Here is a 14240-nt window from a genome sequence, read left to right as displayed (position 1 = left end):
CTGAGCTTGTCGAAGGGCGGCAGCACGGGGCGTGCAGGGCTAAATTCGGTCGCGCGTGGTCTGGCGGTGGGTTTCGGCGTGGGTCGATGCAAAGAACGCACGTGCGTCGCGCCCATCCTTCGCGATGCCCGCTGTGAGGGCCTCGAGGCTGGTGTAGCGCAATTCGTCGTGCAGTTTGTGCAGGAGTTCCACGCGGACGATTTTACCGTAGGCCCCTTCGGTCCCGAGATGGGAGGGCCACTCCAGGCAATGCGTTTCCAGCAAAACACGGCCGCCGTTGACGTCGTTGGCGTCCAGCGAGGGGCGCACGCCGAGGTTTGCCACGCCGGGCAGGGGCTGGTCGGCCAGGCCGTGGACCAGCACCGCGAAGATGCCGCTGGCCGCCGGTTTCCAGTGCTTGAAGCGCAGGTTGAGGGTGCGGAAACCGTCCTCCTTGCCCGGCGCCGAGGCGCCCAGCGCGCGGCCCAGCTTGCGGCCGTGGACCACGTGGCCCGAGATTGTGTAGGGCCGGCCGAGCAAGGTCTGTGCGTCGGCCATGCGGCCTTCGGCCAGTGCCTCGCGCACGGCCGAGCTGGAAACCCGCAGGCCATGGACTTCGTAGCTGTTCATGCGTGCCACGTCGAAGCCGCGTGCGTCACCGGCCGCATCGAGCATGGCGTAGTCGCCGGCCCGCTTGGCGCCGAAGCGGAAGTCGTCGCCCACGAGCACATAGCGCGCGCCCAGACCGTCGACCAGCACGTTCTGGATGAATTCCTCGGGCGATTGCGACGCCAGCCGGCCGTCGAAGGGCAGCACGATGGTCTGCGCCACGCCGCAGGCCGCCAGCTCGCTGAGCTTGTCGCGCAGCGTGCCGATGCGCGCCGGCGCCAGGTCGGGTTTCTTGGTGAGGGCGGCGAAATAGTCGCGCGGATGGGGCTCGAAGGTCATCACGCAGCTCGGCAGCCCGCGCTGGCGGGCTTCGGTCTGCAAAAGCGCGAGCATGGCCTGGTGGCCACGGTGAACGCCGTCGAAATTCCCAATCGTGAGGGCGCAGGCCGGGGCTACGCCCGGGTGCCGGAAGCCGCGGAAAACCTGCATCGGTGAGTATCTTTTTGATAGCGCCTTTCGCCCGCCAAATGGGCGAATCAGGCCGTTTTGTCACAAAGCCGGTATATTGTGACGCAGTGCGTTGATTGGCGTGGGTCTCCAATGCACTCCGTGTCCCTGGTCTTTCCGTGGTTCTTCCCTTTTTGAGGAGACGTTGGTGAAGGTCTTGAAGCTGTCGGCCCAAGGGCTGCCCCAGTCATGGATATCGCTCGAACAGGCGGTGATTCACTATGCAGCGGACGAAGTTCGCTGGGAAGTGGGCGCGCAGGTCGCGGTGTTCCGTGGGGGCCACAACGCGATCACGGGCGAGCAGTCGCAGATCGCGATCAACAGCATCATCGGCACCAAGGGCGTGCCGCGCATCAATCCCTTCACCCAGCGTCCGGGCCTGACCAACAGCAAGCTGTTTTCGCGCGACCGCAATGTCTGCGCCTATTGCGGCGGGCATTTTCATGAAGACGAGCTCACGCGCGAGCACATCATTCCGTTCGCGCAGAAGGGCATCGACACCTGGATGAACGTGGTCACGGCCTGCAAGCCGTGCAACCACCGCAAGAGCAGCCGCACGCCCGAGCAGGCGAACATGCCGCTGCTGTACGCGCCCTACGTGCCCAGCCTCTGGGAAGACTTCATCCTGCGCAACCGCCGCATCCTGGCGGACCAGATGGAGTTTTTGATGGCGCACCTGCCGCAAAGCTCGCGGCTGCACGACACCTAGCTTCTTCAGCGCTTCCAGTCCGGCGGACGCTTCTCGATGAAGGCCTGAACGCCTTCGAGCGCGCTCTCGTCCATCATGTTGCAGGCCATGGTCTGGCTGGCGTCGGCCAGTGCGGCCTCGATGCCGGTTTCGAGCTGGCGGTAGAACAGGGCCTTGCCGAGCGCAAGCGCCTGGCGGGGCTTGGCAACGATGCTGGCCACCAGCGATTCGACGGCGGCATCGAGCTCCGAAGGCGCCGCCACCCGGTTGACCAGGCCCTTTTCGCGGGCTTCCTGCGCGTTGATGAATTCACCCGTCACCAGCATTTCAAAGGCTTCCTTGCGCCCGAGGTTGCGCGACAACGTCACGCTCGGCGTGGCGCAAAACAGCCCCACGTTCACGCCGCTGACCGCAAAGCGCGCCTCGCTCGACGCCACCGCCAGATCGCAAACGGCGACCAGTTGGCAGCCCGCAGCCGTCGCGATGCCGTGCACGCGCGCGATCACCGGCACGGGCAGCCGCTGGATCGACAGCATCATCGCGCCGCAGCGCTCGAAGAGCTGCTGGTAGTAGCCCAGCGAGGGCTCGGCGCGCATTTCCTTCAGGTCGTGGCCCGCGCAGAAAGCCTTGCCCGCCGCCGCGATGACGACGGCAGGCACGGCGTCGTCGGCCGCGATCTCGTCGATGGCCTGTTCGAGCGCGCCGAGCATGCCCTCGGAGAGCGCGTTGAATGAGGCCGGGCGGTTCAGCGTGAGTGTGACCACGCCGCGCGCATCGCGCGTCGTCAGCACGAAAGGGGTGGTGGTGTCGGACACGGCGGCGCGCCTCACTCAGTAAGTCAGCTCGAGCACCGTGGTCTGCTCCTTGGCGGCAGGCCAGGTGAGGCCGGTGATGCGCTCGCCGTTGAACTCGCCCGTCACCGCGCGCTGCGGTCCGCTGGCGGCAAGGCGCAGCCGCGAAGTCGCCACCCCCGCGCCCTTGGGCGGCACGCCCGCCGGCGGGCTCTGGCCGTCGAAGCGCATGGTGTCGCGCTGCGCGTCGAAATAGCCACGCGGCCGCGTGAAGACGACGACGGCATTGGCGCCGTCATCGGCCGGCAGGATGCGCTCGGGACGCAGGTGCACGAAGTTGCCGCTGCGCGGGAACGGGCTGCGGTAGATGTGCGTGGTGCCGTAGCCGGGCGCGCTGAGGACGAACTCGTAGGCCGTGTCGCCGCGTGCGCTGAACGGCCCCCAGCGGCCATCCGCACCGATGTTCTTGCTGTGCACCGCGTCGCCGCGCCGAGCGCCCGTGGCCGGGTCGACGGCATAGACCGTCACCTGCCCGCCGTTCAGCGAAAGGTTCTCCGCACCGATTGCACGGCCGTTGAGCACGACATTCGCATCGGCCACCACCGCCGTGGTGCGCGGCGCCTCGCCGGTCAGGAACTGCCACGTTGCCGCAAACGCAGCGGGCGAGAACGAGGTCTCGCGGTGGTCGACGCGCGGCAGCACGATGTTGGTCGCGCCCTTGAGCGCCGGGCCGTCGAAGCCGATGTTGGTCGCCTTGCCTGGGGCGCCAATCCACACGCCATCTGGCTGGGCGTACTTGTCGTTGTTGTCCGAGCGCAGCGTCAGCCATTTCACGCCGGGCGTGACTTCTTCGCCGTTCGGCCCCTTCGGTGCATTGAGCTGCTGCATGAAGCCCGACAGCGCAGAGAACTCGTTGTTCTCACGGAAGCCCTTCACCGCCCAGATGCCGTGGGCTGGATTGCCGCCCAGCACCACGTGGCTCACCACCGCCGCGCCGCCGCCGTTCTGCACGTAGTTGCGGATGGTGTTGCCGCCGCGCGAATTGCCGATCAGCACGACCTTGCTGGCGCCCGTGGTCTTCAGCACCTTGTCGACTTCGGCCTTGAGGAACACCGCCGACTCGCCGGTCGAGCTGCGTCCGGGTTGGGCCACGGCATCGTCGTCGCGGGCAAGGGGATTGGGCTGGTCGACCGCAAACAGCCGGTCGCGCGGCCAGCCGTTCGACTCGAAACGCCAGATCGTCGTTTGCCACAGCGCCGCCGAATCGCCGTTGCCGTGCATGAACACGATCGGCGGGCGTTCGGTGAACGAAGGCGAGGGGGCGGTGGCGCAAGCGGTCAGCATGGCGGTGGTCGATGCGGTCCCGATGACGGCAAGGGCAAGTAGGGTGCGGCGTGATGGCATGTGTCGTTCCTGGGCGGGGTTCCAAGTAGAAACGCCCACCGGCGCAAGGCGGGCGGGCGTTGGATGCTAGGGGAAAAAGGCCGTCAGGCGAAGACGCCGGCCGTGTCCTGCATGCGGGCCGACACTTCGCCCAGGTGATGCAGGGTGTCGCCGAAGGTCAGCTCGAGCTGCGTGAGCTTGCGGAAGTAATGGCTGCCGATGTATTCGTCGGTCACCCCGATGCCGCCATGCAGCTGCACCGAGTTGGCGGCGACGTAGCGCATCGACGTGCCCAGCTGGTACTTGGCGCGCGCCAGCGCCTGGCGGCGTTCTTCCGCCGGGGCGTTGAGCTTGAGCGTGGCGTAGTAGCTCATCGAGCGTGCCAACTCGAGCTGCATCTTCATGTCGGCGACGCGATGGCGCAGTGCCTGGAAGCTGGAGATGACCACGCCGAACTGCTTGCGCTGGTTCATGTACTCGATGGTGAGGGCGACCGTCTTGTCCATCACGCCGACGGCTTCGGCGCAGGTGGCGGCAATGCCGACGTCGACCGCGTATTCGAGGGCGGCGAGGCCGTCGAGCGTGATCAGCGTGGCGTCTGCCTTGTCGAACACGACTTCGGCCGCGCGGCCGCCGTCTTGCGTGCCGTAGCCGCGGGCTTCGACGCCGCTGGCGCTGCGCTCGACCAGGAAGAGGGCGATCTTGCCGTCGACCTTGGCGGGCACGAGGTAGGCATCAGCTTCGTCGCCCACGGGCACCACGCTCTTGGCGCCGTTCAGCGCCCAGCCGGTGCCGGTCTTGGCGGCGTGCGCGTCGCACACGTCGAGGCGGTAGCGTGCCTTGCGCTCCTGGTAAGCCAGCACCACGATGGCCTGGCCGCCGGCGATGCGCGGCAGCCAGCCTTCCTTGGTGCTTGCGTCGGCATAGCCGCTGAGCACCGCGCCGGCAATCAGCGTCTGCGCGAAAGGCTCCAGCACGATGCCGCGGCCCAGTTCTTCCATCACGACCATGCCGGCCACCGGGCCCATGCCCAGGCCGCCGTCGTCTTCGGCGATGTACAGGCCGCCCAGGCCGAGCTCGGCCAGTTCGTCCCAGGCCTCGCGCGAGAAGCCGCCCTTGGCCTCGATGCCGCGGCGGCGCTCGAAGTCATAGCCCTTGTCGACCCACTTGCGAACGGCGTCGCGCAGTTGTTCCTGGTCGTCGGTGAAATTGAAATCCATGTGCGTGTCTCCTCAGCCCAGAACCGTCTGCGCGACGATGTTGCGTTGCACTTCGTTCGAACCGCCGTAGATGGTGGTCTTGCGCATGTTGAAGAAGGTCGACGTCAGCGGCGCGATGGCCGGATTGCCGCCCGGGAAGTTGCCTTGCCAACCGGCTTCCATCGCTTCGCGGATCAGCGGCAGCGAATACGGGCCGCCCGCCAGCATCATCAGTTCGCTGTAGCGCTGCTGGATTTCGCTGCCGCGGATCTTGAGCAGGCCCGCCACGTCGAGCGAGTTCTTGCCCGAGGTCGCGGCGGAGAGCACGCGCAGCACCATCATCTCGAGGGCGACGATGTCGACTTCGAGCTTGGCGATCTCGTCGCGGAAGCGCTGGTCGTCGTAGACACCTTCGCTCTTGGCGATGCGTTTGAGACGCTCCAGTTCGCGCTTGGCACGGTTCACGTCGGCGATGTTGGTGCGCTCGTGCGAGAGCAGGTGCTTGGCGTAGGTCCAGCCCTTGTTCTCTTCGCCGATCAGGTTCTCGGCCGGCACTTCGACGTTGTCGAAGAACACTTCGTTCACTTCATGGCCGCCGTCGAGCAGCTTGATCGGGCGCACGGTGACGCCGGGCGACTTCATGTCGAGCAGCAGGAAGCTGATGCCGGTCTGGGGCTTGCCTTCGTTGCTGGTGCGCACGAGGTTGAACATCCAGTCGCCGTACTGGCCGAGCGTGGTCCAGGTCTTCTGGCCGTTGACGATGTACTTGTCGCCCTTGCGCTCGGCCTTGGTCTTGACCGAAGCCAGGTCAGAGCCCGAGCCCGGTTCGCTGTAGCCCTGGCTCCACCAGACTTCGCCGCTGGCGATGCCCGGGAGAAAGCGCTTTTGCTGCTCGGCATTGCCGAAGGCCATGATCACCGGGGCCACCATGACGGGGCCGAAGGGGATGATGCGCGGCGCGCCGGCCAGTGCGGTTTCTTCCTCGAACAGATGGCGCTGGATGGCGGTCCAGCCGGGGCCGCCGAATTCCTTCGGCCAGCCGTAGCCGAGCCAGCCCTTCTTGCCAAGAATCTTGGCCCAGTTCTGCAGATCGTCGCGCGTCAATTCGAGCGCGTTGTGCACCTTGTGCGAAATCTCTTTGGGAAGGTTTTCTTTGACCCAGGCGCGAACCTCTTCGCGGAACTTCTGTTCTTCGGGTGTGAAGCTCAAATCCATGCGTGCCTCGCTGTGTTGATCGGTTCACCGCAGACGCGGTGTGTCTCCGGAACTGCGAGTTTTAGCACGGTCGTGCTGTGAAACGGTGTCCGCGCGGCGACAAGCCGTGACAACGGTGCCCCGGTCGGGGCGGAATCGGGGGCACGGATAATCCCGCCTCCCATGAAGAACATCGTGATCCTGATTTCCGGCGGCGGCTCCAACATGGCGGCGATCGTGCGCGCCGCCGAGCGCGACCGCTGGGCCGACCGATTCGGCGCGCGCATCGCGGCGGTCGTGAGCAACAAGGCCGAGGCCGGCGGGCTGGCGCTGGCCAAGTCACATGGCATCGACACCGCTGTCATCCCGCACAAGGATTTCGCCAGCCGCGAGGCTTTCGACGAGGCGCTGGCGAAGGTCGTCGACGGCTATTCGCCGGCGCTGGTGGTACTGGCGGGGTTCATGCGCATTCTGACGCCCGGCTTCGTCGGCCGCTATGCCGGGCGGCTGGTGAACATCCATCCCTCGCTGCTGCCCGCATTTCCTGGCCTTCATACGCACCAGCGCGCCATCGAGGCGGGCTGCAAGGTGGCGGGCGTGACCGTTCATCAAGTGACCACCGAACTCGACCATGGGCCGATCCTGGCGCAGGCGGCTGTTCCGGTGCTGCCCGACGACACTGCGGCGACGCTGGCGGGGCGGGTGCTGGCGCAAGAGCACCTGTTGTATCCACGTGCCATCGCTGGATGGCTGTCAGATACATAGAGTCACATTCGGTAAAGTTGTTTATATTCGCGGGTTTTCCGAGAGTTTCGACGTGAAAACCCAATCGCTGATGCTGACTGTCGTTGCCGGTGCCGCCCTGATGGCCGCCTGCGCCGCTCCGGCCCCCGCACCCGCCCCGGCGCCCGCCGCGCCGCCGCCGGAGCCGGTCTACCAGTGCAATGCGGACGGAGCGCGGTTCGCCGTTGGCCAGCCACTGACACCTCAACTCGAAGCTGCGGCCCGTTCGCGTTCTGGCGCCGGTGTTCTGCGCGTGCTGAAGCCGAACCAGGCGGCAACGATGGAATTGAATGGCGGCCGGCTCAATCTCGATGTCGACGCACGCAACCGCGTGACTGGCGTTCGCTGCGGTTGATGGAATTCGGGTTGCTATTCAAAATATAGCGACCCACACAGGCAGGACGCCCGCGACAGGCCTGCCGGACTAGATCGGGGTGAATCTTCGCCGCAGCGTGCCGTCGATCTCGACGGTTTCGCCGAACATCGCGGCAGGACGGACCCAGAGTCCATGGGCACCATACAAGGCGCGGTACAGCGTCATCGGCTCGAGGGTTTCGCTGTGGCGCACAGTGCCGATCACCTCGTATTCGCCGCCTTTGTAGTGGCGGTAGCGGCCGGGAGGGGTTTCGATCAGGGGTGGCAGGTCGTCGTCGTTCAACGGGGGCTTCTTTCTTCAAAAACTGTCGGGGTTTGATTTGACGGAGTCGGATGGATCGCGCTGATTTTGTTCACCTGGTTCGACTGAGCGAGCATGCCAGCGCGGACGACAGTGCGCGCTATCGCCGCAACGTCGCGGCCTTTGCCGCGCTCGGCTACCTGTGGGTGCTGGGTTGCCTCGGGCTCGCGGTGGGCATCATTGTCTGGGTGATTTCGTCGTTCGATCGCGAGCGCTTCGGCTTCATGCGGGGCTGGCTCCTGCTGTTTGCCGCAGGCTTGCTGTGGGCCACGGTGCGAGCGCTCTGGGTGCGCTTTGAAGCGCCCGAGGGCCAGGAGCTTTCCCGCGAAGATGCGCCGGTGCTCTTCGAAGCGCTGGACCGCATCCGCGCCAGGATCAAGGGGCCGCCCGTTCATCACGTCTACCTGGACGACGAGTTCAATGCCAGCATTCGCCAGGTGCCGCGCTTCGGGCTCTTCGGCGGCGCGGTCAACTCCCTGAGCATCGGCCTGCCGCTGCTGATGATGCTGGACCGGCGCCGGCTGCTGTCGGTGCTGGCGCACGAATACGGCCATCTGCGCGGCAATCACGGCAAGCTGAGCGCCTGGATCTACCGCACGCGCCTGTCGTGGCTCAAGCTCGACGCCAACCTGCAGCGCAACGAAGGCGTGATGGCGCTGTTTTCGCAGGCGTTCTTCCACTGGTACTTTCCGCGCTTCGCCGCCAGGACGTTTGCGCTCGCCCGGCAGGACGAGTACGAGGCCGACCGCATTTCGGGCCGACTGCTGGGCGCGCCGGTGGCGGCCGCCGCACTGACCGAGATTGCGATCAAGGGCAACTGGTATGCCAACGAGTTCTGGCCCTGGCACTGGTCGCGCGCCGAGCACGAACCGCAGCCGCCGGGGCCGTTCGCCGCCTTGCGCAAGCGCGTCCGCACGCCGCCCAGCGACGAATTCGCGCGCCAGGCACTGCGCGATGCGATGCGCCGTGTCAGCGACCTGGAAGACACCCACCCCGTCTTGCGCGACCGGCTCGAGGCGCTGGAGCAGAAGGCCGTCCTGCCCGAGTGGTCGGTGCGGCCCGCGCTGGAACTGCTGGCCGATCGCAAGAAATGGATCGAGCATTTCGACAACCAGTGGCGCGGTGCGCATGCCGCCGACTGGAAACAGCATCACGCGCACAGGTCGCGCATTCGCGAGCGCATCGAGGTGCTGGCCGCCCGCGGCGAGCACAACACGCCCGACGAAATGGTCGAGTGGGCCGACTCGGAGCGGCGGCTCGATCCAGCGGCGCCCGTGCGGGTCCGCTACGAGAGCGCTCTTCGGATTGCGCCGGAACATCCGGGTGCGTTGCGCGGGCTGGTTCAGATGCTGCCCAGCAGCGATCGTACGTCCCGTCTGGTCGTGCTCGAACGGCTGCATCAATCGGGCGCAGCCAGCCGCTGGTGGGCGGCGAAGAGCGCCGTGGCTTCGCTCGAAGATCCCGATGCCGGGGGGCACGATGAAGAGGCGCTCAAGCTGTGGCGCGGCCGGCTCAAGGACGCTGAAGAGGCCGAGGCGCGCGCCTGGGAAGAAATCACCGGCACGCCTTTCTTCAGCCAGATTTCGCGGCACGACCTGAACGACTACGAGTTGGGCGAACTGCGGGCCGACCTCGTGCGTTGCCTGCCCGCTTCGCGGGCCTGGCTGGTGCGCAAGGACCTGCGCGAATTTCCGTGGCGCCGCGCCTACATCGTGTTCATCGAGCTGCCGGGCCTGGACGATGACGATCGCTGGCAACTGTGCCGCCAACTGGAGCACACCCTGACTCTGCCGGGCGCTGCGCTGGTGCTGTGGGCGGGCCATTCGCCCACTCTGGAGGACATCGAAAGGCAGGCTTTCGGAGCGCTCTGGACGCGCCAAGCATAGCCCTTCGGGTTGCAGGTCCGGCTGGCTGAGACAATCGGGGGATGCACCCCAAAGCCCTGTTGGAGGCCACCGCCGATCTGGTCGGCCTTGTCCTGAAATTCGATCACCCGGCCGACCAGGTCGTTTCCCGCTTCTTTCGCGACCATCGCGAGTTCGGCCCGCGCGAACGCGCGACGCTTGCCGAGACCGTCTACACCGTGCTTCGCAAGAAGCTGCTGTTCGATCACCTCTCGCCCTCGGGCAGTGGCTCGAAGGAGCGCCGCATGGCGATCCTGGGCTTTTACGGCCCGCGCGATTTTCTGAAAAGCGCGCTGAACGATGTCGAGAAGCGCTGGCTCGACAACTGCGATGCCGTCAAGCCGGAAGACCTGCTGGAGCGCCATCGCCACAACCTGCCTGAGTGGCTGGTGGCACCGCTGAAGGCCCAGCTGGGCGACGGTTTCTGGCCGCTGGTCGAAAGCCTGCAGGAGCCGGCGCCGCTCGACTTGCGCGTCAATGTCCTGACGGACAAGCGGGCTGAAGTGAAGGCGGAGCTTGCGAAGGCCGCTATCAAATCGGTAGTGACCCCGTTCTCGCCCTGGGGCTTGCGCATCGAGGGCAAGCCGGCGCTGACCAAGCTGGATGTCTTTGCCCGTGGCGCCGTCGAGGTGCAGGACGAAGGCTCGCAACTGCTGGCGCTGTTGCTGGACGCCAAGCGTGGCGAGATGGTGGTCGACTTTTGCGCCGGTGCCGGCGGCAAGACGCTGGCCATTGGCGCCACGATGCGCAACACCGGTCGTCTCTACGCCTTCGATACCTCGGCGCACCGGCTCGACGCGCTCAAGCCGCGGCTGGCGCGCAGCAAGCTGTCGAACGTCCATCCGGCCGCGATTGCTCATGAGCGCGACGACCGCGTCAAGCGTCTGGCGGGCAAGATCGACCGCGTGCTGGTCGATGCGCCCTGTTCGGGGCTCGGCACGCTGCGCCGCAATCCGGACCTGAAATGGCGTCAGTCGCTCAAATCGGTCGAAGAATTGACGGTCAAGCAGACCGCCATCCTGCAAAGTGCGGCACGGCTCGTGAAATCGGGCGGCCGGCTGGTTTACGCCACCTGCAGTGTGCTGCCAGAGGAAAACGAGGCCATTGCCGAAGCTTTTGCCGCCGCCAACCCCGATTTCGAGCCCCAGGACGCTGCGGAACTGCTGCAGGGGCTCAAAGTGGAGGGTTTCGAGGCACTTTGCGCTGGCGGGGCGGACGGCCGGCGTTACGTGCGGCTGTGGCCGCATCGCCATTCCACCGATGGATTCTTTGCGGCGGTGTGGAACCGCAAATAGGCGCAGGACTCCAATCGAGGGTTAATCAGTGCTTTTCTTGAAGGGTAAAAGGCCTCGTTTTGACCCTCCCGACTTAAAATCGCTGGTTATCTGAAGGCTGCACCTTCGTGTGGCCATGGAGTACCTGACTCAATGTTGCTTCCTGACTCCGCCGTTCTGAACGCGGCCATCCAATGGCTCGGACACGGCCTGTGGGATCTTGCTTGGTGGCAAGTGGTGTTGTATACGCTCGTCACCACGCACATCACCATCGCAGCGGTCACGATCTTCCTGCACCGCACGCAGACGCACCGGGCCATGGATCTGGGCCCGATCCCGTCGCATTTCTTCCGTTTCTGGCTGTGGCTGGGCACCGGCATGGTGACCAAGGAATGGGTCGCCATTCACCGCAAGCACCACGCCAAGTGCGAAACGGAAGAAGACCCGCACAGCCCGCAGGTCAAGGGCATCGACGAAGTGTTCTGGCGCGGCGCCGAGCTGTATCGCAAGGAGTCGAAGAACAAGGAAACGATGGAGCGCTACGGTCACGGCACGCCCGATGACTGGATCGAGCGCAACCTCTACACGCGCTACAGCTGGCAAGGCGTCGGCCTGATGCTGATCATCAACTTGGCGCTGTTCGGCACGCTCGGCATGGCCGTGTGGGCTGTGCAGATGCTCTGGATTCCGATCACTGCCGCTGGCATCATCAACGGCATTGGTCACTACTGGGGTTACCGCAACTTCGAGGCGCCCGACGCCAGCCGCAACATCTCGCCCTGGGGCCTGATCATTGGTGGTGAAGAGCTGCACAACAACCATCACACCTACCCGACCTCGGCCAAGTTCTCGGTCAAGAAGTACGAATTCGACATCGGCTGGGTCTACATCCAGGCAATGCAGGCGATCGGTTGGGCCAAGGTCAAGAAGGTGCCGCCGAAGATGCAGATGGGCGACATCCAGCCCGTGGCCAATGAAAAGACGCTGGAAGCCGTCATTGCCAATCGCTACGAAGTGATGGCCGGCTATGCCCGCGAAATGCGCCGTGCAACCACCGAAGAGCTGGCCATGCTGAAGACCAAGGGTGCCGACCTGTCGGTGCTCAAGGCTGCCAAGCGCTGGCTGCACCGCGACGACGACAAGGTGCCTGCATCGGCCCGTACGCATGTGGTGCAAGCCCGTGCCGCTCACCCGGTGCTCGACAAGATGGTCACGATGCGCGAAGAGCTGCGTCAGCTCTGGCTGAACACCTCGCAGTCGCGCGAGCAGTTGGCGGCTGATCTGGCAGCCTGGTGCCACCGGGCCGAGGCCAGCGGCATTGCGGGCCTGCGTGAGTTCTCGACCCGCTTGCGCGCTGCGCGCATCTAGGAAGATCAAGCAAGCAGAGCGGTTCATCTGCCCATAAAAAAAGCCGACCTTCAAGGTCGGCTTTTTTGTGTCCGCCGTATTTGTATTTCCCAAATGAATAGTGAAAGAGAAATAGACGGGCAACAAAAAACCCGCTGGATCACAGCGGGTTTTTTGTTTGGACAACCAAGGCTGAATTACTTCAGCTTGATTTCCTTGTATTCGACGTGCTTGCGTGCCTTCGGGTCGAACTTCATGATCGACATCTTTTCAGGCATCGTCTTCTTGTTCTTGCTGGTCGTATAGAAGTGGCCGGTACCCGCGGTGGATTCCAGCTTGATCTTTTCGCGTCCGCCTTTGCTCGTTGCCATGATTCAGCTCCTTAAGCTTGGCCGCGTGCGCGCAGGTCTGCGAGCACGGCGTCGATACCGTTCTTGTCGATCAGGCGCAGAGCTGCGCTCGAAACACGCAGGCGAACCCAGCGGTTTTCAGTCTCGACCCAGAAACGGCGATATTGCAGGTTCGGCAGGAACCGGCGCTTGGTTTTGTTGTTGGCGTGGGAAACGTTGTTTCCGACCATCGGGCCTTTGCCCGTTACGTCGCATACGCGTGCCATGTGGACACTCTTTCTTGAACAGCTGGCACCGGCGCAATCGTGGCGATTGCAGGGTGTTTTGCAGCTTGACCTCGCCAGAAACGGGTGGCGGTACCCCGGCTTTGCCGTAACCCAGCCCTCGATGAGGGCATGGCCATATTTCGGCAAAGCCTCGGATTATAGCCCTTTTGCTCGAGGGCGGGTTTGGCTAGTCGTCCTGTTCAAGGAAGCGTTGCGCATCCAGCGCCGCCATGCAGCCCGTGCCAGCGCTCGTGATGGCCTGGCGATACACGTTGTCCTGCACGTCGCCGGCCGCGAACACGCCCGGAATGCTGGTCATCGTGGCGAAGCCCTGCAGGCCCGAGCGGGTCAGGATGTAGTTGTCCTTCATCTCCAGTTGGCCCTGGAAGATGTCGGTGTTCGGGTGGTGCCCGATGGCGATGAAGCAGCCCTTGAGGTCGATCTGCTCGGTGGCGCCGGTTTGCGTGTTCTTGATGCGGATGCCTGTCACGCCGGTGCCGTCACCCAGCACCTCGTCAAGCTGGTTGTGCAGCTTCAGCACGATCTTGCCTTCGGCCACCTTTTCCATGACCTTGTCGATCAGGATGGGCTCGGCGCGGAACTTGTCGCGGCGATGAACCAGCGTGACCTTGTTGGCGATGTTGGAGAGGTACAGCGCTTCCTCGACGGCCGTGTTGCCGCCGCCGATCACGCAGACTTCCTGCTCGCGATAGAAGAAGCCGTCGCAGGTCGCGCATGCCGAGACGCCGCGCCCCATGAACTTTTCTTCTGAATCGAGGCCCAGGTACTTGGCGGAGGCGCCGGTGGCAATGATCAGCGAGTCGCAGGTGTAGGTGCCGCTGTCGCCCGTGAGGGTGAAGGGGCGCTTGCTCAGGTCGACCTTGTTGATGTGGTCGAACACGATCTGGGTCTTGAACCGTTCCGCATGCTCCAGAAAGCGCTGCATCAGGTCCGGGCCCTGCACGCCGTGCACGTCGGCCGGCCAGTTGTCGACCTCGGTGGTCGTCATCAACTGACCGCCTTGGGCGATACCTGTAATGAGCAAAGGCTGGAGATTTGCGCGGGCGGCGTAGACCGCGGCGGTATATCCGGCCGGGCCGGAGCCGAGAATTAAAACCTTGGCGTGTTGGGGAGCAGACATGAGTAGAAAACCTAGGAAATACGCTGCTTCAGCGTGTACATTTTCAGGGTGGTAGCGATATATGTGGAGTATCACCGCTCGGTTCAACACCGGGTGCACGGTGTTTTCAATGCGCGCGATTGTAGTAATCCATTGGCTTGCCTTTTGGA

15 protein-coding genes are annotated in these 14240 nt (G+C 64.7%); 6 read left to right on the top strand and 9 right to left on the bottom strand.

The window, feature by feature from the left end:
- Nucleotides 1-39 precede the first annotated feature (39 nt).
- Nucleotides 40-1077, bottom strand: a complete 1038-nt coding sequence (locus tag ACSFB7_RS26180) for a bifunctional riboflavin kinase/FAD synthetase (protein ID WP_435475264.1) — start codon at nt 1075-1077, stop codon at nt 40-42.
- 166 nt (nt 1078-1243) lie between these two features.
- Between ACSFB7_RS26180 and ACSFB7_RS26175 the strand changes: the two genes are divergently transcribed.
- Nucleotides 1244-1804, top strand: a complete 561-nt coding sequence (locus tag ACSFB7_RS26175) for an HNH endonuclease (RefSeq protein ID WP_093245882.1) — start codon at nt 1244-1246, stop codon at nt 1802-1804.
- Between the two features lie 5 nt (nt 1805-1809).
- On the opposite strand, the gene ACSFB7_RS26170 is transcribed toward ACSFB7_RS26175, so the two are convergent.
- The 4 genes from ACSFB7_RS26170 to ACSFB7_RS26155 all read right to left on the bottom strand — a co-directional run bounded on the left by ACSFB7_RS26170 (nt 1810) and on the right by ACSFB7_RS26155 (nt 6371).
- A complete protein-coding gene (locus ACSFB7_RS26170) occupies nt 1810-2598 on the bottom strand; it encodes an enoyl-CoA hydratase (protein WP_435475263.1) in 789 nt (262 codons plus the stop codon).
- Between the two features lie 15 nt (nt 2599-2613).
- Nucleotides 2614-3978, bottom strand: a complete 1365-nt coding sequence (locus tag ACSFB7_RS26165) for an alpha/beta fold hydrolase (protein ID WP_435475262.1) — start codon at nt 3976-3978, stop codon at nt 2614-2616.
- Nucleotides 3979-4061: 83 nt separating this feature from the next.
- Nucleotides 4062-5177, bottom strand: coding sequence for an acyl-CoA dehydrogenase family protein (locus ACSFB7_RS26160; protein ID WP_435475261.1), 1116 nt, complete (start codon nt 5175-5177; stop codon nt 4062-4064).
- 12 nt (nt 5178-5189) lie between these two features.
- Nucleotides 5190-6371: an acyl-CoA dehydrogenase family protein gene (locus ACSFB7_RS26155; protein ID WP_093245875.1), complete on the bottom strand. Its 1182-nt coding sequence runs from the start codon at nt 6369-6371 to the stop codon at nt 5190-5192.
- Nucleotides 6372-6533: 162 nt separating this feature from the next.
- On the opposite strand from ACSFB7_RS26155, the gene purN reads away from it, so the two are divergent.
- Together purN and ACSFB7_RS26145 are read left to right on the top strand one after the other, a co-directional pair.
- Entirely contained in the window at nt 6534-7115 is a 582-nt protein-coding gene (purN, locus tag ACSFB7_RS26150; protein ID WP_435475260.1) for a phosphoribosylglycinamide formyltransferase, read from the top strand.
- Nucleotides 7116-7167: 52 nt separating this feature from the next.
- Nucleotides 7168-7488, top strand: a complete 321-nt coding sequence (locus tag ACSFB7_RS26145; protein WP_435475259.1) for an I78 family peptidase inhibitor — start codon at nt 7168-7170, stop codon at nt 7486-7488.
- Nucleotides 7489-7557: 69 nt separating this feature from the next.
- Here ACSFB7_RS26145 and ACSFB7_RS26140 read toward each other — a convergent pair whose 3' ends face one another.
- Complete coding sequence (locus ACSFB7_RS26140) at nt 7558-7791, bottom strand: DUF1653 domain-containing protein (protein ID WP_093245869.1); 234 nt, start codon at nt 7789-7791, stop codon at nt 7558-7560.
- A 50-nt stretch (nt 7792-7841) separates the two neighbouring features.
- Here ACSFB7_RS26140 and ACSFB7_RS26135 point away from each other — a divergent pair, with 50 nt between their 5' ends.
- The 3 genes from ACSFB7_RS26135 (at nt 7842) to ACSFB7_RS26125 (ending at nt 12355) form a co-directional block, all read left to right on the top strand.
- The gene (locus ACSFB7_RS26135; RefSeq protein WP_435475258.1) at nt 7842-9695 is read left to right on the top strand and encodes a M48 family metallopeptidase; all 1854 of its coding nucleotides are present in this window, start codon (nt 7842-7844) and stop codon (nt 9693-9695) included.
- A gap of 41 nt (nt 9696-9736) precedes the next feature.
- Entirely contained in the window at nt 9737-11008 is a 1272-nt protein-coding gene (locus ACSFB7_RS26130) for an RsmB/NOP family class I SAM-dependent RNA methyltransferase (RefSeq protein WP_435475257.1), read from the top strand.
- 132 nt (nt 11009-11140) lie between these two features.
- Nucleotides 11141-12355: a DesA family fatty acid desaturase gene (locus tag ACSFB7_RS26125; RefSeq protein WP_187108184.1), complete on the top strand. Its 1215-nt coding sequence runs from the start codon at nt 11141-11143 to the stop codon at nt 12353-12355.
- 176 nt (nt 12356-12531) lie between these two features.
- Here the strand turns inward: ACSFB7_RS26125 and rpmG are convergent, their stop codons facing one another.
- The 3 genes from rpmG to trxB form a co-directional block, all read right to left on the bottom strand.
- Nucleotides 12532-12705 carry a 50S ribosomal protein L33 gene (rpmG, locus tag ACSFB7_RS26120; RefSeq protein ID WP_007830291.1) on the bottom strand — a complete coding sequence of 58 codons (174 nt, stop codon included), beginning with the start codon at nt 12703-12705 and terminating at the stop codon, nt 12532-12534.
- Between the two features lie 11 nt (nt 12706-12716).
- Nucleotides 12717-12950: a 50S ribosomal protein L28 gene (gene rpmB / locus ACSFB7_RS26115; protein ID WP_007830293.1), complete on the bottom strand. Its 234-nt coding sequence runs from the start codon at nt 12948-12950 to the stop codon at nt 12717-12719.
- A gap of 187 nt (nt 12951-13137) precedes the next feature.
- Nucleotides 13138-14091: a thioredoxin-disulfide reductase gene (trxB, locus tag ACSFB7_RS26110; protein ID WP_187108185.1), complete on the bottom strand. Its 954-nt coding sequence runs from the start codon at nt 14089-14091 to the stop codon at nt 13138-13140.
- Nucleotides 14092-14240 lie beyond the last annotated feature (149 nt).

The organism is Variovorax raffinosi (assembly GCF_051216615.1).
In the GTDB taxonomy this organism is placed as follows: domain Bacteria; phylum Pseudomonadota; class Gammaproteobacteria; order Burkholderiales; family Burkholderiaceae_C; genus Variovorax.
Note: the sequence above shows the minus strand (reverse complement) of the source record. Positions and strands in the feature narration are given on the sequence as shown.

What these genes read in the sequence shown, in the direction of transcription:
- rpmB (WP_007830293.1), bottom strand. Translation starts at nt 12,950, where the DNA reads ATGGCACGCGTATGCGACGTAACGGGCAAAGGCCCGATGGTCGGAAAC.
- rpmG (WP_007830291.1), bottom strand. Translation starts at nt 12,705, where the DNA reads ATGGCAACGAGCAAAGGCGGACGCGAAAAGATCAAGCTGGAATCCACC.
- ACSFB7_RS26135 (WP_435475258.1), top strand. Translation starts at nt 7,842, where the DNA reads ATGGATCGCGCTGATTTTGTTCACCTGGTTCGACTGAGCGAGCATGCC.
- trxB (WP_187108185.1), bottom strand. Translation starts at nt 14,091, where the DNA reads ATGTCTGCTCCCCAACACGCCAAGGTTTTAATTCTCGGCTCCGGCCCG.
- ACSFB7_RS26155 (WP_093245875.1), bottom strand. Translation starts at nt 6,371, where the DNA reads ATGGATTTGAGCTTCACACCCGAAGAACAGAAGTTCCGCGAAGAGGTT.
- purN (WP_435475260.1), top strand. Translation starts at nt 6,534, where the DNA reads ATGAAGAACATCGTGATCCTGATTTCCGGCGGCGGCTCCAACATGGCG.
- ACSFB7_RS26180 (WP_435475264.1), bottom strand. Translation starts at nt 1,077, where the DNA reads ATGCAGGTTTTCCGCGGCTTCCGGCACCCGGGCGTAGCCCCGGCCTGC.
- ACSFB7_RS26130 (WP_435475257.1), top strand. Translation starts at nt 9,737, where the DNA reads ATGCACCCCAAAGCCCTGTTGGAGGCCACCGCCGATCTGGTCGGCCTT.
- ACSFB7_RS26160 (WP_435475261.1), bottom strand. Translation starts at nt 5,177, where the DNA reads ATGGATTTCAATTTCACCGACGACCAGGAACAACTGCGCGACGCCGTT.
- ACSFB7_RS26125 (WP_187108184.1), top strand. Translation starts at nt 11,141, where the DNA reads ATGTTGCTTCCTGACTCCGCCGTTCTGAACGCGGCCATCCAATGGCTC.
- ACSFB7_RS26165 (WP_435475262.1), bottom strand. Translation starts at nt 3,978, where the DNA reads ATGCCATCACGCCGCACCCTACTTGCCCTTGCCGTCATCGGGACCGCA.